Genomic DNA, 18,004 nt, shown 5'->3' with positions numbered 1-18,004 from the left:
CTGGATGGCTGCCACACGAGCCGACGCGTACGCCGCTTTCGACCGTTTCGTGTCGATCCATTCGGCGAAATATCCGAAGGCAACCGAGACGCTGAAAAAGGATCGCGAGAGCCTGTTGGCGTTCTACGACTTCCCCGCTGAGCACTGGCAGCATCTGCGGACGACCAACGCGATCGAGTCGACGTTCGCGACGGTACGTCATCGAACGACGCGTACGCGTAACTGCGTGTCGCGGCCTACCTTCCTCGGTCTGGCATTCAAGCTGATCGAGGAGGCGGAGAAAACCTGGCGCCGCATCAACGGACCGGAAAAGATCAAGCTGTTGCTCGAAGGCGTCCCCTTCAAGGACGGCGAACCGGTGCAAGACGATCGACCGGTTCAGCAGAAACTCGCCGCTTGAAATCGACCGTCACGATGCTGCTCATACACCACTCTTGACGTTAGCTCGCCCGTTGATGCCTTGTGCAATTGCGCTCGCTATGGCTTTTCCTAGTTGATCGACTTGTTTGAAATCGGGCGTACCACCGAGTTGAACGATGGTGTTACGAATTTCTTCCGTAATCGCGTAGTACCACCATTCGCCTGGTGTCGTAGGCGGCGTCACCGTCGCGGGGTTTCCGTCCGTTGGATAGGTGCCCGATGTTTTGGACGGCGCGGGCGGCGCGGTCGCGCTCGCATTGGCTTCCCAGTAACGATCCATAGCTAACCTCGCGTTACGAATACTGGAAAATGAGCACGGTATGAGCGGGCGCATAGCGGCGTAACAGGCATTCGAGTACCTGTTCCGTTGGCGTCGTGCCGAGAAACGAAAGCGGTTCCTCTACAGGGCCGTCTACCATGTGCCATTTCACGCCCGGCGTACCGATGATTTGTACTTTCCATGTGAAGGGCCAGTCGAGCCCGGCAATCGGCGCGGTGACGGGACTAAGAACCGTGTGTACAGCGAATTCGGTAATGCGGATTTCGTAGCCGAGCGAGAGCGCGAGCGATTCGAAGTACGGGATACTTTGGCCGCCCGTGCTTATCAGTTTCGCTACGACTTGCTGGCGGTTTTCGTCGTCGTTGATGAACGGACCGAAGCACGCATCAGGAAGCCCTAACGTTGCGTCCCATTCGGGTAACAGTTGATCGGCGGTCGCCGGAAAGCCCGCACCGATCAGCTTTAACGCTTCACTGTCGATACCTTCGGCCGTGACGGCGAGCGCATCGAGCACGGCCGCTTGCGTGCCCGTGTCTTCGCGCGTCCACACACGGCCACGCGGTAGAAGTTTGCGCAATACGTCCGCATAGTCGGCCGCACTGTTGCGCGCGGGAATGATGCCGCGTGCGCTCCATGTCTTGCGCGAGCCCACGCTTCTAACTCCACGCGATCGAGCCGACAACCGGCAATGCGCCAGCCGGTAGGCTGATATCTTGAGTCGGCGAGAGAATCAAGAAATCATCGACACCCGGAACGGCCGATACAGCGGACCAGAGATGCGAGACGATTACTTCGCCGCCCGGTTGCCCGTCCGCCTTTAACTGCGCGTCGATCGAATCGGATACGGCGGCCTGGTACTGCACTTCAACGCCGCGAATGCTGATACTGATTGTGTAGGGGATCGGCGCGATAACATACACAAGCGCAGTAACGGGCCTGAGTGGATAGATTGCGTTCGCCAAGGTGAGCTGGTCGCCTGTTGCGGCGGGGCCGCGCGTTTCGGCCGTCGCGCATCCGTTCGTACCTTGCGGGAATCCGTCATACGCTACGTTCGCAGCGTCCATCATGAAGTACACCACCACCGAGCCGACACCGTACCCGTTGCCGACGCACCATGCGCGCGTAACACCCGGCACGGTGAGCGCCCACTCTACGTAATCGCTTTGGTCCCCGCCTTGTGGCGGATTCTGGTAGACGTATAAAACGCGGTCCCGGTAATCGTCGTTACGCTCAATGTCGGCACCGCCCAGGAACGCCGTAGCGGCGTAGCCGGTCGAGTCGATACCGGCAATGGCATTCGAGAGCGTAAATTGTGTGCCCGCCGCACAATCACCGTTTGAGCCCGTCAAGCCCTGCGGATCAGGGACGGCGGAAGCCGTCACCGTCACCGAGCCGCCCGCGACTTTTCCCGCGCTTGTGGTCGTGTACGCGATGCCGTCGCTGCGCTGCACGGCCGCGCCGATATCAACAATCTTGCTGTCCGTCCCCGTGAAGACAAGCGAACCGGAAGACTGCGCGCACGGCTTGCGCGTCACGCCTTTAAGCGCGCCCCAGGCTTCGAGGTATTCGTCCTGCGCCGTGAAGGGCGTACATTGCAACGCTATCCAGTCGAGATAGCCGTACAACATGCACGCCTGCGCCGCCTCTATGTCGCCGATAACGCGCAGGTTCGAGAAGCGTAAAAGCGCATCCGCGCCCGGCAATTCGGCGTTCAATTGCTGCGCCGCCTGCGCGCGCAACTGCGTGAGCGTGGGGCGCGAGAACGGCATGGCGGCGGGACAGGTTCGGCTACTGCGTGCGGGCGGCTATTGACGCGTCCAGACGTTCGGGAATTTCATGGCGACGCGCGAGCCGTCGCGGCGGTTCGCGGTAACGGCGAGGTCCAGCCGATCAGGTGTGATCCATTGCGCGGCAATATCGAAGCGCGCCACCGCGCCGTCATCAATGAGCCATTGCAAGGCTTCGGCGGCGTAATCCTGCGCACGTTGGGGCACGTCCTGCGGCCCCTTCACACGATCGAGCAACCACAATCGCGAGCCAATCGGGTACTTCGGATCGTCACCCCACCAGCCCCGCCTGTCGCCGTCCGGCGTGGGATCGCTGGCGAGTGCGAGCCGGTCCGTAAAAAGCGAAATCAGTACAGCGGTTTGCAGATCGTCGCCGGATTGGAGCGTGGGACCGAGCAATACCCAATCGCCGCGCATGCGTTGCACGTCCCACACGGTCGAAATGTCGGGCACGGTGCGCGCTCGCGGTTATTGTTGCGGTTGAGGCGGATTGCTTCGAATGGTCGAGCCGCCGCCCTGAACGTTCGTTACGTCGTGTGTATGAATGTCGTAGCGTTGGCGCATCGTCGCCATGCTCGAACCGCTCGAAGCCTGCGCGCCTTGCAATCCTACGCCGCTCGTGTTGTCGCTGATATCGCCGCCCGCCGTGATCTGGCCGTCGCATCGGATATCGCCCGTGCAGTGCATGAGCGGTGAATCGGCCGTAATTTTTGGTGCGTTGGTGATCGTCACCGGATGTCCGCCGCCATTTATCACGATACCCGCCGCGCTCAGATAAACGGATTGCCCCTTATCGTCGCTTATGGCGACTTCGCCCGATGCAAGGCCGCGCATCCGGTAGGCTTGGTGCCCGCACGCAATCACAACGCCGTTTGTTCGATCGCCACCAAGAAAGACGGCTACGGCGTCCGCACCATCAGGCGGGTTCGATGAATAGCCATACTCCGCAATGCGCGGCGTGCGGTCGCGTGTTTCACTCTGCGATAACTGCATCTGCACGAACTGCACCGCGCCGCCATCGTCCACGCGCGTAAGCCGTCCACGGCCAAGCGAACGGACAAGACGCCAGAATTGCGATTGCATCGTTAGCCCATACCAAGCGCGGCGGCGGCATCCTGCGGCAACGGCATGTACAGAATCGGTTCAGGCTTGAACGCATCGGGGGGCATGAGCGTTACATCGCATCCGCTGCCGCCCATATCGCGCCGGTACGTCACTTCGCCAATCGTGAAGCGTTGCCCGTCAATCAATTTCAATTGCGGCATGGCGAGTGCGGCAACGGTGTTCGGCGTGTATAAGGTGCCCGCGCTATCGCGCCAGGTCGAGGCCGTCACGGTAACGACGTTACCGCGCCCAATGCGGCGGTTGCATTCCCATAGCGCGTGCGCTTTCGACACGCTCGCGCCTGCGTCGCCTGTTTCCGCAATGAATGCCTTTGGGCGATAACGCGGCATTGTGTCGTCGGCTACGGTGTATTCCGCTAACGGCTGTTGTCCCGCGTCGGTAAAAAGCCCTGTGCCAACGAGATAGACGCGATACTCGCTGAACCGTTGCGACATATCGCGCGTGTAACTCGCGCGTTCCGCATTCGTGCCGAGCGCGAAGCCGCCCGCCGCTTCGTCATTCGAGAGCGGGCCGATTACCAGATCGCCGTCCGCGTCTTCGTAGCACAATATCTGCGCGATTTTGCATAGCCGGTCGATTACCTGGTATGGGCTTTCGCCAACGTTTAAACATACCTGCGGATGCACGATACCCGGCGAAAGCGCCTTAACGTTGATGCCGAACGGACGGCATAGCGCCACCGCAATAGCGGCTGTGCTGACGTTCTGGAACTGGAAGGAATCAAACTGCGCCGCGCAATCCACAATGTCTTCGCACTTGCCACGGCCCGAAATCGAAAGCGCGTGATTGTGTGCGTCCACCTGTTCGGCCACACGATCGACATAGCCCGTTATCACCTTATCGCCGCCGATCGAAAGCACGCACGGGTCGCCTTCGCTAACGATTACGTCCGTGGTGTTTGGGTAGCGCTCTGTTAGCCCGATATCGAAATCACACGGAATGCGCTCCATGCCGCGCGTCACCCTAACGGCAGTCCACCCGGCGATGGATTGGCCGCCGACCGTAAGCGTTACATCGTCGGTCATGATTGTAAAAGTGAATTCTGCTACGACAAGCACGTAATTTTTTACGATTTTTCTTATGGTTACAGGCCGTGTGGTTGTGCACTCTAGCTCGTAGAGTCTTGCCGCATCTCTTCGGTGAAGGCATGAAATGAAAATTCTTTTATTTATTGAACGGATTCCTTACTTATGCACAAGAAGTTGTTCGACCTAGTTTCACAGAAACGGACCTGTCTCGTGCTCGTCACGTTCGACTTGCGCTACGCAACGACTTCGCGATACGGAAATGACGTTTACAGACGAATCACGAATGCGCTGCAAGAAGCGGACTTCTTTAAATATAGGAAGGGAAAATCTGAAAGGGAGTTCGAGCTTCCAAGCAATACGTATATCGCCGAACTTGAGCTGGATGATGATGAAAGTTCGAGTTCGCTATTGGACGAAGTTAGGGTAATGCTAAAGGATATTTTTGAAAAATTGGAGGTTGACGGTAGATACTTTGTTATGGCTGGTAAACGATGGGCCTGGGTCGGGGGCAAGGTAAGCAACTAGCGTTGCACATAGACACTATGCTTCGAACATCGAATAGGTTCATGCAAGCGGCGCGCGAAACGCGACGGGCGCAAACGCCGGATTAATCGGGTCGATCTGTTGCACTAGCGCGTCATACCGCGAGACGTCCTGATAGAGCCGTTGCGCTAGCACAATCACGGGCAACGAAGCGCCCATTACTACGTTTCGCATCGTCGCGAGCGATTCGCCGCGCGTCGTGAGGTCGAGCACAACGGCCGTTTCTAGCGTAGTGAGCGCTTCGAACGTCCCATCATCTTTCGTGTCGGCCGCGCTCACTATCTCCGCGTCGAGCGCATCGCATACGGTGGAGCGCAAGGCTTCCGCGTCATCATAGGAGGTCGGCGCATACGCGCTTGTGCTGTCCGCGAGCGCTGTTACGGTCGAGCGCCGAAGCATCGCCGTTACGTCTGCATTGGCGACAGTGAGCGGTACATTGGCGCGTTCCTGCGGGACCGTTTCCGATTGCAGGGCCGCAAGGCTTTGAATCGCCTGGTTCGGGTCCGGGTTGGCCTTCTGTACGGCGGTAACAAGCGTTTGCGCGGCCTTCGACATTCCGGCGAAGTCGGCGACAGACGCCGCCGCAATAAGCACCTTTCCGCTTTGTGTGACTGCCTCGCGTGCCTTCGCACCCGCGCCGATTAATTGCTCGATGGTCGTAGCCGGATTCTTCACGACCGCCGTAAATTCGCCGACGAATCGCCCATAGTTGCCTTTGAGCGTGGCAACCATCGAAACGAGCGAGGTTGCGCGCTGCGTGATGCTCTGCGCGTTGTCCACAAACGCCTGGGCGGTGCGTTGAATCTCGCCAACGATCGGCGGCGTCTGGAGCAGCGCGCTTACGCGGTTCGCGAAATCCTGCGCAATCGCCGCATAAGCGGCGACAACAGAAAGCCCGGTTTGCGCCTGCGTCGCAATGTCGAGCGAAGGGAATTCTTCGTTACCGGCTTCGATGAAGGTAAAGCGGACTTCAAACGAGCGCCCGCGCTCGCTGCGTTCTTCGCATTCGAAGTCGAGTAATGCAGCGGTAATACGTCCGAGCGATGGGTGAACCAGTTCGCCCGTTCCCGTGTCTTCCTGCGCCTCGCAAGCCGCAATGAGCGCGGTTCGCTGCGCGATAACATCGCCGCCGCCATACGCCGCGTCTTGCAACAGAAAGCCCGTAAGCGCGATGCGTCGCCCGGCGCGGCCCAGGTCTTCCACCCAGACTTCATCTCTGAACGGATATTCATGCAAAGCGACGCGGCGACCCGTCTTGAGCGTGGCACCCGTCACCGCGAACGGCACGCCGCGCCAACTCGCCGTCTGCAACGAGCGGAAATATGGCCGGTCGATAGAGCCCATCGCTAAGGAATTTTAAGATGACGACCTTACACGACGTGCGACGATTTGCGTTTCAACTTCGAGACGTACATCGATGGAAGAGAGTAAGAACGGTAGTACATGGACCCTAGGAAAGGGACCACTACAGCTTGCATGCGTGGAGACAGTCGTTGTTTTTGCTGTCGGCGTCTACGCCGGAACCATTGCAACAGGTTGGAATGGTGTGGCGGCGTTAATGGTTGTTTTCGCTGGGTGCGGAATCATATCGGCCCTGGGCTTTGGCTGGGCTTTCGTTGAGCTAATAAACGATACAAAGCCTCTCCTTTATCGCTGGCGTGCTTCTGTCGCCGTAGGTGTTCATTGCGCGTTGATTACGCCAGCGCTGTATTTGATATTTCGTGACTAGCATAAATGGCTTAGGCAGTCATGGGATAGGCGACGTGTAGGCCGGAAGGCGTTTCAGTGCGAACGCTGGTGCGGCCGTCGCGTTCAACGTGTACGCGCGTATTGACGTGTACGACAGGCGGCGCGGCTTCGGCCATCTGCGGTACAGCGCCATTAAGCGGCGGCATGGTCGCACCTGAATTCATCGGGCCACCCATCGCGGCGAACACCTTGCCCGCGTATTCCCGCGTTTCCTTCGGTGCGTTCGCCATGCCCTTACGATCGAGGTTGCCTTCGCCCCAATTGTACGCCGCGAGCGCGAGCGCAGAATTTCCACCGTAACGACGCATCAGACCCGATAGTTTCTTCGCCGCTGCACCCGCCGATTGCGCCGGATCGAGCGCGTTAATCCCGTATTCGCGTGCGGTCGCGGGCATGAATTGAAACAGACCCGTCGCGCCTGCTGGCGACACGATGCTTGCATTGCCTTTCGATTCCACATGCGCCACGCCCGCGAGCATGCCGGGCGGCAAGCCGTAACGCTTTTCAAGTCCTGCGAAGTCCAGTTGTTTCGCCCATTGCGCAACGCTGGCCGTCGTGCCCGTTCCGGCCGTCGCACGCGTGGCACCTGTTGCGCCTGTTGCACTTGCGGCGGCGGGCGCATTCGGTCCAACGGTCGGCGTGTCCGTTGGTTGGAACGTCGGCGAGCCTTGCCATACGCCGCCCGCTGCGGCTTCGGCCGCTCGAATATGTTTGAGCGTGTCGTCTTCGCCCGTGCCAAGTTCTTCGCTATGGAAGCCAAGATATGCGCTGACCGTCGCGGGATTAATGAAGCGAAGCGCACCGGCCGCCATGCGCGCAACCAGTCCGCGTCCCGCCGTTGCTGCGCCTGCCGCACCCGCTGCACCCGCCGCGCCCGCGCTCGCTTCGGCACCGGCCGCCGCCGCTGCGGTGCCTGCGCCTGCGATCGCTTGGGCGGCGGTTCCCGCTGCCGTGCCTGCGCCCATCCACGCACGCGCAAGCATTCCTACGCGCAACGCCAGGGAGCCGATGCTGGTAACGGCCGACAGGATCGAGCCAATAAATCCGCCGCCCATGTACAGCGCAACGGCCATCGCTACGGCTTTCCATCCGCCGAGCGCGGCAACGACTTTCACCACGACGCCGATAAAGTCCAGCACCGCATTTATCGCGCGCGTGAGTCCATCGGCGAAGCGGTCCCAATCAACTTTTGCCAGGGCATCGGCGATACGCTGGACGATCGCGCCGACACGTTGCGAAATCAACTCACGATTTTTCGCTATCCATTCGGTGAGCGGATCAATCAGCGGACCAATAACCGGCGCGAGCCGGTCCGCAATCGAGGCTTTGAGGCCGTCCGCTGCCTGGCCCATACGCGAAAGTGAGAGCGTGAAGTGTTCCGCACGTTCGGCCATCTGCGGCGTGAAGTCGCCGCGCAAACGTCGCGCTTCGGCTTCGTATGCCTGCATTCCCGCGCGGCCTTCAATCAACACGGGGAGCAGTTGCTCTATGCCGAGCGAGCGGGCCAGGTTGCGCGCGGCGGCGGGGTCGCGCTTCTGGATGCCTTGCATCCGGTCCGCGAGGTCATACATGGCGGCCTTGGTATCAATGGCCCCGTTCTTCGCGGTTTTGAGCGTGATTCCGAGCGCTTGCAGTGTCGCAAATGCACCTTGATTGCGGCCCCATCGCGCATCCTGCAACGTGTCCTGCAACGATTGAAAACCGGCCGTCATCGTGTCGGCCGATACGCCCATCAGGTTAGCCGCGCCGCGCATCTGCGTGAGCTGGTTTGCGGTGATACCGAGTAGCCGCGACGTGCGCTCAGTTTCCGCGCCGATCTTTTCCCATTCCGTCACCATCTGAGACAGGCCCGCGATGGTGCCGCCGCCGACAATTGCGAGCAACGGCGCGGCCATTTTGGTAAGACTGCGCGCCGCTCGATCGGCCTGTCTCGCTACGTCGCCCAGGTTCTTCGATAGCTTCGTGAGTCCGGAAGCATCGGCCAGCGCCTTCGTGCTTTTCGCAAGCGTCTTGAATGGCGCTTGCATCTTTTCAATCGTCTTGTTGACACGCTCGATTGTGGCCGTGGCCTTATCCACGGCCGATATCGTGTATTCGAAAGTCCTTCCGGCCATGATTCACTACCGCGTATCAGGCATCGCGCGCCTGCATGTTGCGCATGATGCGTTGCGCCTGGGCGTGCCATTCGTTTAGTTCGGTCCAGGTCATCGCGCCCGCGTCGCGTGGCCCCCATCGGTAGAAATGCGTCACGTCGGCCACCACGTCACGCAGATTCGGCGGGACTACTCGAAAAAAGCAGATAGATACTTGTTGCACGCGTTGAAGTCACGCGCGCCCATACGGCCCACGCTCGCCACGTCGATACGCGCCATTGATGCAATCAGCGCCTTCATGGCGCGCACCGCGCCGACTTTCTGCGAGTCATCGGCCACCTTCGCGATTTCATCGACGGTCGGCTCGCGTAGCGTGATTTCCGTTAGGCCGTCGATCGGCGAGAGTAGCGCGATCGTTTCGCCTGCGTTCGTGTCGTTCATAGCGCGCCTCATTGCTCCGTCACGGCACCGCTAAAGCCTTCGAACCGCACTTCGAACGTGGCGTCGGGTGTCTTCACTTCCTGGGCGTTGGTCGTCCACATGTTGCGGCCGATAACCGTTTTCGAGTTGGCGAGTTCGAGCGTTACCGTTACGTTGGTCATCGCGTTAAAGTCCGCCACGGTGAGCGTGCCCGCGTCGCGGAAACTCCCGAATATGTACGGGGCGCGCGGCTTTTCGCCGTAGCCGTGTACGCGGTCCTGGCCGATCAAAGACTCGCGCTCAACGTCGCCAGGCGAGTACGTGAGTTCTCCGGCCAACATATAGTTCTGTCCGTCCACCGAGATATACGCAATTCCGGCAAACCGATTAGTTGTATCGGGCATGGCACCCCCCATAAAACAGAAAAGCCGCCTTCGTGAAGGCGGCTTATGCGGCTATCGCGAATGACTCAACACGACGGACGATTCAGCCCAAACGGAATTGCGCCAGCAAGGCAAAAATTCTCAATTGGTTAATCAAAATGCCGGGCCAAAGCGCATCAATGCGGTTCCGGTTGCCCGCGTTGCGTTCGACAATCAAGCCCTTGGCGAACACGTCCGAGCCTTGGACAAGGCCGTTTTCTTCGTCGGTCTGATACGTCGCGATCAGGTCCGCGCGAATCACGTTCGGAGTAACGACGTTCGAGCCTGAAGCGATGCGCGTACCGTTGTCGGCGAGTTTCACGCGCGCGTACTTGCTGGTGACAACGGCACGCAAGTGCCTAAGCACGGTCGATAGCGTGTACAGCGTTTCGACTTCGAGATACGAGTCGTCTGGTTGCCCGAGGGCGTTTTTCTGGTAGGTCGATATCAAATTCTCGATTGCTACCGTGCCATCGTCGGCAACGGTGAATGTGCTTATGCCGTCATAGAGCAGCGCGTTACGATCGCCCAATGCAAAGCGGCTTTGTACGGGCGGCGGCAATACGCCGAGCAAGGGCAGGTCTGCAAGGGCGTTGCGGGATCAGCGCGCAGACTCACGGCCGACGCACCCGCGAGCGATGCGGCCCATATCCACGCGGGCGTCGGACTATCGTTAAAACCCATGATCGAACTGTGTTGATCGTTGCGCGCCGTGCCGATCGAAACGAGCGCCCCGAGCGTGCCGCGTGCCGTCGTGAAAGCGTGGCCGTATAACATCTGTTGCCAGGACCAACGGCCGTTTATGTCATCGAGAAAGTTCTTCACCGCATCGAGTGATACGGGATCGGTGTACGGGCATACGACGAAATCGAAGGCCATATCGCCGAGCCCGTCGAATGCGGCGGCCAGGTCCGGCGCAGTCGCGCCGCCCGCCATCGGCGATAGCGTGTATGCCATACCGGTCGGCAAAACTTCACCGCCTGGCGTGCCAAGATAGTTCACGCGCAGATCAATTTCGTTCCCGCCTGGTCCCGCATTACGTGCCGTGAAATTGACGGTGCCGCTACTCGCATCCACCGTCACGGGCATTCCTTTCGTGCCCTGGATCGTCGCAACAAGCGCGCTTGCAATGTCGGATACGCTTTGCGTTGGCTGCACCGGCTGCGCGATGCGAACGCCCGCAATGTACAGATAGAACGTACCCGCAGCGGTCGGCGCGGTCGTGATCGTCAAGCGGCCTATGGCGGCCGTCGCGCCGTTCGCATCGGCGAGGGGCAAGTACCAGACTTCGCCGAATTGGTCATTGAAGCGATAGGCCGCGAGCATCAATGCGAGCATCGAGCCTTCGCCGCCCGCGCGTATCGCATCGTCGCTACCTTGCGAAATGGCGGGTACGCCAGGCGTGGCCGTGCCGTCTGTCGTGATCTGCGCAACGATCAATGCGCGTTGCGTGGTCTGCGCCGTGTTCGCCTGACTGTTATCGACTTCCGCGTAAAAGAGCGGGACACGAATATTCGCGGGGATTTGATGAAACGGGATCATGGCGTACCCCCTTGATTCGTGCGAGCGGTCGAGCGCGTCGGCTTCGGCTGCGGGGCGTCCTGCGCGGGCTTATATGCGTCTGCATTCGCGGACTCATTCGCGGGCGCGGGCGTGTCATCGACGGCTACGTCGCCGTCACGCACGCGACGCCGCCAGAAAGGCGATTGCGGCACCGTGCGCGGTGCGGTTATGAGGTCGTGCAGATCGGGATCGCGCACGACGCGGCCCGCAACCGGGCGGATGCGTAGCGTTTGCATGGCGGGTTTCCTCGCGGGCGTGTGTTAGCGCGCGCCGCTATTCGCGTTCGAGGTCTTGCGGCTTGATAACGAGCGTTCCCTCGTCGCGCCCATCGGGGCCGCGCGTGCGCGGTTCGGGCGTAATGGCTTCGGGAAATGGCGGGTTTGGATACGTGCCCGATTTGTCGGCGGGCTCGATCGTGTCGGCGTGGATGCCTATTTCTTCAAGCGGAACCGCGACGGGTTGCAGCGCAACGGGCGTATCCGTGAAGGGATCAAAAGCAATGAAGTATTCGAGCGCGAAAGACATACGCATATCGGCGATATGCATGCGGCCCGTTGCGTTCAACTCCATCGCGCTTTCGATGCTCGATACGTGTTGAATGCGTCGAAGCAGATCGGTACAGGTCAGTAGCGCACATTCGATTTGATCGCATAGCGTTTCGCACGCGTCTCGTGCGGCGGCTACGCTGGTTTCCTGTATGCGCGCTTCCACGTCGAGCGTGGCCGTTGCCGTGAATGCGGGCGGTTCTTGTCCTAACGACTCTTTCCGGTCACTCAGGCAATCAACCAGGATGCACGGGTAACAGGCGGTCGTCGGCCAGTCGCGCGGCGTGTAGACGCGATCGGCGGCGATGGTTTGCGCCCGGCGCAATGCGTCGGCCGCGATATCGCGCAGGATCGAGCGGTACAGCATGAGAAAGCGAACAGGCGCTAAAGCACGCCCGCACCGATCCAGTTAAGCATGAGCTTTGCCGCGCCGTGTCCGTCGAACCGCACTTCCTGGACTTCGTACATGTTGCCCGTGCGATTCACGGTGAGCGCGTCGCCTTGCTGCGGCGGCGTGTTGCCGAATTCAACGAGGCGAACACCGCATACGGGCCGTTCCGTCGTGTAGGCAAGCACGCCGCCCTGCGGGATTAGCTCGCGGTACGCTTCATCGAAAATCCCATTGATTGCGAGCATTTCCCCGGCCGCGATCGTGTACGTCACGCCTTCGGCGAACTGGGCGAACAATGGCGCGAGGATATGGCCGTCGAAGTCATCAGGTACGGCGAGCGACACGACGTAAAGCGGTTATTGATCCGCTTGTAGATCGTTGGCGTTAGCGCTTCGGCTTCACGTTCGGGCCGTCCTTACTTTCGAACGTCGGCCCCTGCGTGCGTGCCGCTTCTTCATCGTCTGCCGCTTGCGTGGCGTTCTCCGATGCTACGAAGCCAAGCGCGCGGAAGCGTTCGGCATCGTCGGCGGGGAGCGTGACGGATTCGCCCGCACGATAGAGCTTGCCGTCGTGACGGATCGAGCGCCCGCGCGCAACGGTGACGCTTTGAGTTGGTCCGTTGCCTGCGGGTTGTGCGGGTTGATCTTTCGCCGCTTGATCCATCGGCGTAGCGCCTTTAGTGGATGCGGACTGCGTGCCTTGTGCGTTCATGGTGTCGGTTCTCGCCGTAGATAGGTTCAGGTTTCGACGGGCGCGCAGACGTTCGCGCAGAGTGCGGCATTCACGCGCGACGGAATGACGATAGGCGCGGATTGCATCATCAGGAAGCGCTGCGGCGGATCGTCGGCAATCCACATTTTTGGCGCATAGGGCAAGGTTTGATAGTTAAAACGCGGGTCCATGATCTGCCCGAACGCGCGCGTTCCCATCAGATCAGGCCCGGCCATGATTACCGAGCCATCGGGCAACATGGGTTGTTCCGTGTCCGTATCGTCTAGATACCAATCGTTGTAGAGCCACAAATCGTATTGCCCCCAGCGGCCTTTATATACGGCGCCGGTCGTGATCTGCGCGCCCGGATTGATCGCGTTACCGAAGTCGGAAAGTTTCGGGTAGTACACAGCGGCCTTCACGGTTTCGTCCGCGATGAAGCACGCCCACGGCGTGCTGGTAAAAATCACGTCCGTTACCTGCGCGCCGCTTTTCTTCAGAATCAAGCGCTGCCAGTGTTCGATATCGTGTGAAGGCAAGCCGCCCGATTGTCCCCATTGCGACGCACCGGAAAGCGCAACGGTGAGCGTAGGATCGCGGCCGAAATCGACAAGCGCGGGCGGGAAGCCGTCGCCCTGAATTAATACCGTGCCCGTCATTAACGCTTGCGCGGCCATCCATTCCAGGCGACGGTCCAACAGGTCGATTTGGTCCGTCATTTCGGCCGCGATATTCGCGGCTTCGCGTTCCTGTCCAGTCAGTACGCCGCCGATGCGCTCGCCGATCATCCGGCGAACCGGTTTGCGCAAATCGGGCGCGCGCTTGTCCTTGATATAGGCCGGACGAAAGACGTTCGTCTGGTAGCGCCGTTGCTCAACGAGTTTGCCTTCGAGCAAGGGCGATACGAACGGCGACATGCGCCGTTTGCCTACGTCAACGTCGATGCTCACTTCTTCGGTGTCGCTGGTAACGACGTTCGGGAAGAAGCGGTCGAGCAAGAATTTTTGCGCGCGCTTCAAGTTCGGCACAACGAGAATCAGCGCGTTCGTGTCGTAAATGTTCATGGCGGAAACTCCATGCGGCGCGCGCAAAAAAGCCCGCGCCGGTTTGCACCGGCCGGGCTTGCGTTGTGCCGCTTTAGCGGCTGGTTACATACGGGTGTAGACGTGAAGAATGGAAGCGCTCGCGCGTGCGTTGCGCATCAGGTCGGATCGGCGGCCGACACGCACGACTTAACGAAAATGGAATTGACGCGAAGAATCGGCGTCATGGTCGCCAGCGTTACCGCAGGATCGAGCGTGAGCGCGCGGCCGTTGAATTCACCCGTGAGATAGACGCCGCCCGTTGCGGCCGTGCCGCTGGTCGTGTCCACGTCATCGGCAAGCACCGCATAGGCACCGGGCGCTGCCGCTTTCGCAGGGGAATAGCTGCCGTCCGAGCCTTGCGCAAGCACAGTGCCGCGCTTCATCTTGAGCCCGGCCGGGAATTGCGCCTGTCCTTCGGTAACGAGTTTGAAGTCGCCCGCAATGAGTTGATCGGGCTCGTACACTTCCGTTTCCATGCCAGGCACGAACGGGTTATCGCCGTATGTCGTGGTAGTCATTTCGTGCGCTCCCTCTAGGAACAATTACGCTTCACCGCGCGCACGACGGGCGGCGGCCAAGATCAACGACGCGGCGGCCTGCGGGCCGTCGCGGTCTTCGGGTGTGCCGCCGTCGCTACCGATCGCGGGAAGACTCACGCCCGCCATGCGCGCGCGCAACGTGTCCGCGTGAGCAGCGCGCGCACCGTCGCCGGATGCAATCGCGTGCAGGAGCGCCACGGCATCGACGGCGCACATACTCGTATCGAAAGCGAGATGCGCCGCTACGTCGGGACGGCGGCCCGCAGCAGTACAGCGGAATATCTGCGCGCAGCGGGCGCGCTCCGCGCGGCGTGCGTGCGTGGCTTTTGCATCGTCCTTGCGGTCGTCGTGGTCCTGGTCGTCTTCGTCGGCGGCGCGCGCTTCGTCGTCGTTGTCGTCGTCTTCCGCTCGCGCTTCGTCGCCGTCATCTTCTGCGCGGGACTTCTTCGAGCGCTTCGATTTGCGCGCGCGGCCGTCGTCGTCATCCTTCTTGCGGTCGTCATCGTCGCGTTCGTCTTCTGCGCGGGCGTCGTCGTCCTTGTCCTTGTCGTCCTTGTCGTCGTCTTCGGCGCGCGCCGCGTGCGAACCGTGCGACGAACGCGCGAGCGGTCCGAGCAAATGCGCGAAGCGCGTAGCGGTGAGATTGAATGCGCCCATGATTCCCCCTCAATGAGTGTCAAGCGTCGAGCGATTCGAGAAGCGACGCGAACGCCGCGTAGGGTGCCTGTACGGTGTCGGCCAGGCACACGGCGACGCCTTGCGCGCCCGCGAACGTGCCCGCTTGCATCGCGCGTACTGAGTCGATGGACAGGCCGCGATTGCGGGCCACGGTAGCGGCGAACAGTTCGCCCGTTTCGTCTATGTCGCGTTGCGCGCGCTCGCGCGCTGCGGGCGATAGCGGTAACTCCGGGTAGCCGTCGAGCTTGCGCGCTCCCCAGGTTACAAACGTCACCGCGAGCCCGGCATCGGTGAGCGCCTTGGAGAAATCAACGTGCATCCAGACAACGCCGATTGAGCCCGTACCGCCCGTGCGTGGCACCGTGATAACGTCGGCCGCGCTCGCAATCGCATACGCCGCGCTATAGGCGTTCTCACTCAGGATCGCCCACACGGGCTTCGTGCCGCGCGTCTGATAGATCGCATCAGCCAGATCGAACGCGCCCGACACTTCGCCGCCTGGCGAGTCGATATCAAGCACGATCGCGCGTACCGCGTTATCCGCGAGCGCGGTTAGGTAGTTCTGCCGTATGCCGTCGTACCCGGTCATTCCCGATTCGGGATGCAGCGAACCGAGCCGATGCACGAGGGTTCCCTGTACGGGAATCACGGCCACGCCTGCCAGCACGTCGTAGCCCACGGGTGCAACGGCACGCGCCATATCGGCGTTAGCTGCGTGCCGGGCATCTGCGAGCGTATCGCCGGGCGCGTGCATGTCGCCGTCAACGCCGCGCACGCTCGCAATGCCGAGCCGGTCGGCGAGTACCGCGAGCAGGATTTCCGCTTTAGCCGGGTGAAGTGCGAGCGGTACATTAAAGAGCCGTTGCGCGAGGAAGGCGAAGCGCGGGTGCATGGGACCATTCATAGCGTCGAGCCCTGCACTCGATTTACTGCGGCTGCGCGACTTGCGGCGTTTGCGCGGCCGTGTTCGCCGGGATCGGTCCCGCCCATTGCGGCAACGGTAAGCCGCGTTCCTTGAACGCCTGCACTTCGCGCGCGCGTTGGTCGAGAATGTCTTCCCAGTCTTCGCCCACACTTTCCGCGCACTCCATTTCGAGCGTGCTTAATCCCGCGTCCATACCGAGCACCGCGCCTTGCTTTTCGGCTACTGGATCAATCCAGCCCCGGCCGGGACCAATCCACGAACACCGCGTATATGCGCCTCGCGCTTCGATGAATGCGGGGGCGTCTTTCGGTAGCGGCAAATCATCCACTTCGAGCACTTCTTCCACGAACGCCGAACGGATCGGATAGGCGAACCCATTGGCAAAATCCGCGCGCCGCCGCGTGAGCGTCTTCCATGCTTCGAGCAGGCCCGCGCGCGCGCTCGAATAATTCACGTCGGACCAGTCTTGCGAAAGCTGTTGCGAACTGACGCCGAGGCACGCGGCCACGTTGCGCAACGCTGCGCCTTCGAAGTCGCGAAAATTTGAAGTCGGCCGCACCGCGCTAACGGTGTTGATCTTTTCGCCCGTGAAAAGCGTAGGGATACGCACGCCGCCGAGCATGAGTCGCCGCTGGTCGTGAAACTCACTGCGCAGACGTTGATAGCCTGCGAGTTCTACACAATCGCCTAGCGCGTCTTCTACGAACGAGTGATCGAACGGGCTTTCAATGTAGGCGCTAAAAATCGCATTGACAATCGCCGCTTCCAGTTCCGTAGCGTCGTACTTGATAAGCATTTTCAAGCGGTCAATCACGGGCGTAAAAATGCCTGCGCCGCCTCTATGCTGGTCCGCTCGATCGTGTTCGAAATCATGGACAACGACAGGCCGCCCCCAGTTCGTTTCACGCGGCACGCGCTGCCACTCGATAACCTTCGGCCCGGCGAACCAGTCGGCCGCGTGCGCTTCGCGAATCCAGTAGCCCACCGCTGCGCCGCGTGCATCGAGTTCCACGCCGCCGCGCGTGTTCGCCTGGTCGAACATCATGTACGGATTGCTCAGGCGGTCCGGGTCGATCAGTTGCACGGCCGTTGCATACTGCGCGCGGCCGGGTTCCACACGATCGGGTAGCCAGTGCAGCACCGCGAGCGCGTCACCGTCGACGAGCTTGTGGCGGAATGCGAGCCGGAATATCTGCGAGACGCTTAAATTGCGCTGCACGTCGCAATAGCGGCTTACATCGGTTGCCCATACGCGCCAGCGTGCGTCAATCGCACGGCCGAATTCATCGGCCCAGGTTGCATCAAACGCAGCATTTCCGCTCAGGTGCGCAAGCGCTCGATAATCCGGCTTGCTCACCGGGCGGAAGTTGGCACCAATCGCGTTATCGAGAATCCGCGTAACGCCGCCCGATGCCCACCCGTCGTTGCGAACAAGATCGCGAACGCGCGATACGATCCGATCGCGGTACGGGTTAAGTTCGGTATCGGGTGAGCCTAACCAGGGCGTCCAGGCCGCAAGTTCGGGACTCAACGCGTCGGCGGCATCGTAGGGCGTCGTTCCGGCGAGCATAGCCAGCACGCGCGAACGCTGCACCAATGGTTGCCCGTTGGCATCGAGTATTTGAACGTCGGACACGATTTTGGTCCTTGTTTCGAGATGATCTCTGAGTCACGCTGTAAGCTCAAAATCCGATTGGAGG

Annotated in this window: 23 protein-coding genes; 2 read left to right on the top strand and 21 right to left on the bottom strand. The window is 60.7% G+C overall.

Features of this window, described 5'->3' with window-relative positions; genetic code table 11:
- A partial coding sequence (locus tag P7F28_RS26230) for a transposase (RefSeq protein ID WP_277184204.1) occupies window positions 1-400 on the top strand: 400 nt, incomplete at its 5' end.
- A gap of 21 nt (window positions 401-421) precedes the next feature.
- On the opposite strand, the gene P7F28_RS26225 is transcribed toward P7F28_RS26230, so the two are convergent.
- Genes P7F28_RS26225 through P7F28_RS26200 form a run of 6 tightly spaced genes read right to left on the bottom strand, consistent with a single transcriptional unit; the run spans window position 422 to window position 4,637 of the window.
- Window positions 422-700: a hypothetical protein gene (locus tag P7F28_RS26225; protein ID WP_277187693.1), complete on the bottom strand. Its 279-nt coding sequence runs from the start codon at window positions 698-700 to the stop codon at window positions 422-424.
- A gap of 13 nt (window positions 701-713) precedes the next feature.
- On the bottom strand, window positions 714-1,352 hold the full coding sequence (locus tag P7F28_RS26220) for a putative phage tail protein (protein ID WP_277187692.1): 639 nt from the start codon (window positions 1,350-1,352) through the stop codon (window positions 714-716).
- Window positions 1,353-1,356: 4 nt separating this feature from the next.
- Entirely contained in the window at window positions 1,357-2,469 is a 1,113-nt protein-coding gene (locus tag P7F28_RS26215) for a baseplate J/gp47 family protein (protein ID WP_277187691.1), read from the bottom strand.
- A gap of 36 nt (window positions 2,470-2,505) precedes the next feature.
- On the bottom strand, window positions 2,506-2,940 hold the full coding sequence (locus P7F28_RS26210; RefSeq protein ID WP_277187689.1) for a phage GP46 family protein: 435 nt from the start codon (window positions 2,938-2,940) through the stop codon (window positions 2,506-2,508).
- 15 nt (window positions 2,941-2,955) lie between these two features.
- Window positions 2,956-3,570, bottom strand: a complete 615-nt coding sequence (locus tag P7F28_RS26205; protein ID WP_277187688.1) for a phage baseplate assembly protein V — start codon at window positions 3,568-3,570, stop codon at window positions 2,956-2,958.
- Between the two features lie 2 nt (window positions 3,571-3,572).
- Complete coding sequence (locus P7F28_RS26200) at window positions 3,573-4,637, bottom strand: phage baseplate assembly protein (RefSeq protein ID WP_277187687.1); 1,065 nt, start codon at window positions 4,635-4,637, stop codon at window positions 3,573-3,575.
- A gap of 213 nt (window positions 4,638-4,850) precedes the next feature.
- Between P7F28_RS26200 and P7F28_RS26195 the strand changes: the two genes are divergently transcribed.
- Window positions 4,851-5,165: a hypothetical protein gene (locus P7F28_RS26195; protein WP_277187685.1), complete on the top strand. Its 315-nt coding sequence runs from the start codon at window positions 4,851-4,853 to the stop codon at window positions 5,163-5,165.
- 39 nt (window positions 5,166-5,204) lie between these two features.
- Here the strand turns inward: P7F28_RS26195 and P7F28_RS26190 are convergent, their stop codons facing one another.
- The 15 genes from P7F28_RS26190 to P7F28_RS26115 all read right to left on the bottom strand — a co-directional run bounded on the left by P7F28_RS26190 (window position 5,205) and on the right by P7F28_RS26115 (window position 17,940).
- On the bottom strand, window positions 5,205-6,527 hold the full coding sequence (locus tag P7F28_RS26190) for a DNA circularization protein (protein WP_277187684.1): 1,323 nt from the start codon (window positions 6,525-6,527) through the stop codon (window positions 5,205-5,207).
- Window positions 6,528-6,922: 395 nt separating this feature from the next.
- A complete protein-coding gene (locus P7F28_RS26185) occupies window positions 6,923-8,959 on the bottom strand; it encodes a lytic transglycosylase domain-containing protein (RefSeq protein WP_277187683.1) in 2,037 nt (678 codons plus the stop codon).
- A 255-nt stretch (window positions 8,960-9,214) separates the two neighbouring features.
- Complete coding sequence (locus tag P7F28_RS26175) at window positions 9,215-9,466, bottom strand: phage tail assembly protein (RefSeq protein ID WP_277187681.1); 252 nt, start codon at window positions 9,464-9,466, stop codon at window positions 9,215-9,217.
- Window positions 9,467-9,474: 8 nt separating this feature from the next.
- Complete coding sequence (locus P7F28_RS26170) at window positions 9,475-9,849, bottom strand: phage tail tube protein (RefSeq protein WP_277187680.1); 375 nt, start codon at window positions 9,847-9,849, stop codon at window positions 9,475-9,477.
- 82 nt (window positions 9,850-9,931) lie between these two features.
- Window positions 9,932-10,234 (bottom strand): phage tail sheath C-terminal domain-containing protein, encoded by a 303-nt coding sequence (locus tag P7F28_RS26165; protein ID WP_277187701.1) that lies wholly within the window; start codon window positions 10,232-10,234, stop codon window positions 9,932-9,934.
- A 128-nt stretch (window positions 10,235-10,362) separates the two neighbouring features.
- Entirely contained in the window at window positions 10,363-11,409 is a 1,047-nt protein-coding gene (locus tag P7F28_RS26160; RefSeq protein WP_277187679.1) for a phage tail sheath subtilisin-like domain-containing protein, read from the bottom strand.
- Window positions 11,406-11,666, bottom strand: a complete 261-nt coding sequence (locus P7F28_RS26155; protein WP_277187677.1) for a DUF2635 domain-containing protein — start codon at window positions 11,664-11,666, stop codon at window positions 11,406-11,408. The genes P7F28_RS26160 and P7F28_RS26155 overlap by 4 nt, the downstream gene beginning before the upstream one ends.
- Window positions 11,667-11,703: 37 nt before the next feature.
- The gene (locus P7F28_RS26150; protein WP_277187676.1) at window positions 11,704-12,342 is read right to left on the bottom strand and encodes a hypothetical protein; all 639 of its coding nucleotides are present in this window, start codon (window positions 12,340-12,342) and stop codon (window positions 11,704-11,706) included.
- Window positions 12,343-12,359: 17 nt separating this feature from the next.
- On the bottom strand, window positions 12,360-12,710 hold the full coding sequence (locus P7F28_RS26145; RefSeq protein WP_277187675.1) for a hypothetical protein: 351 nt from the start codon (window positions 12,708-12,710) through the stop codon (window positions 12,360-12,362).
- 40 nt (window positions 12,711-12,750) lie between these two features.
- Window positions 12,751-13,077: a hypothetical protein gene (locus tag P7F28_RS26140; protein WP_277187674.1), complete on the bottom strand. Its 327-nt coding sequence runs from the start codon at window positions 13,075-13,077 to the stop codon at window positions 12,751-12,753.
- Between the two features lie 26 nt (window positions 13,078-13,103).
- Complete coding sequence (locus P7F28_RS26135) at window positions 13,104-14,141, bottom strand: major capsid protein (RefSeq protein ID WP_277187673.1); 1,038 nt, start codon at window positions 14,139-14,141, stop codon at window positions 13,104-13,106.
- Window positions 14,142-14,278: 137 nt separating this feature from the next.
- Window positions 14,279-14,680 carry a head decoration protein gene (locus P7F28_RS26130; protein WP_277187672.1) on the bottom strand — a complete coding sequence of 134 codons (402 nt, stop codon included), beginning with the start codon at window positions 14,678-14,680 and terminating at the stop codon, window positions 14,279-14,281.
- Between the two features lie 24 nt (window positions 14,681-14,704).
- Entirely contained in the window at window positions 14,705-15,358 is a 654-nt protein-coding gene (locus P7F28_RS26125) for a hypothetical protein (RefSeq protein WP_277187671.1), read from the bottom strand.
- A gap of 19 nt (window positions 15,359-15,377) precedes the next feature.
- Entirely contained in the window at window positions 15,378-16,271 is an 894-nt protein-coding gene (locus P7F28_RS26120) for a S49 family peptidase (protein WP_277187670.1), read from the bottom strand.
- Window positions 16,272-16,305: 34 nt separating this feature from the next.
- Complete coding sequence (locus P7F28_RS26115) at window positions 16,306-17,940, bottom strand: phage portal protein (RefSeq protein ID WP_277187669.1); 1,635 nt, start codon at window positions 17,938-17,940, stop codon at window positions 16,306-16,308.
- Between the last annotated feature and the right edge of the window lie 64 nt (window positions 17,941-18,004).

The sequence above is a fragment of the Caballeronia sp. BR00000012568055 genome (assembly GCF_029439455.1).
Taxonomy (GTDB): domain Bacteria; phylum Pseudomonadota; class Gammaproteobacteria; order Burkholderiales; family Burkholderiaceae; genus Caballeronia.
Note: the sequence above shows the minus strand (reverse complement) of the source record. Positions and strands in the feature narration are given on the sequence as shown.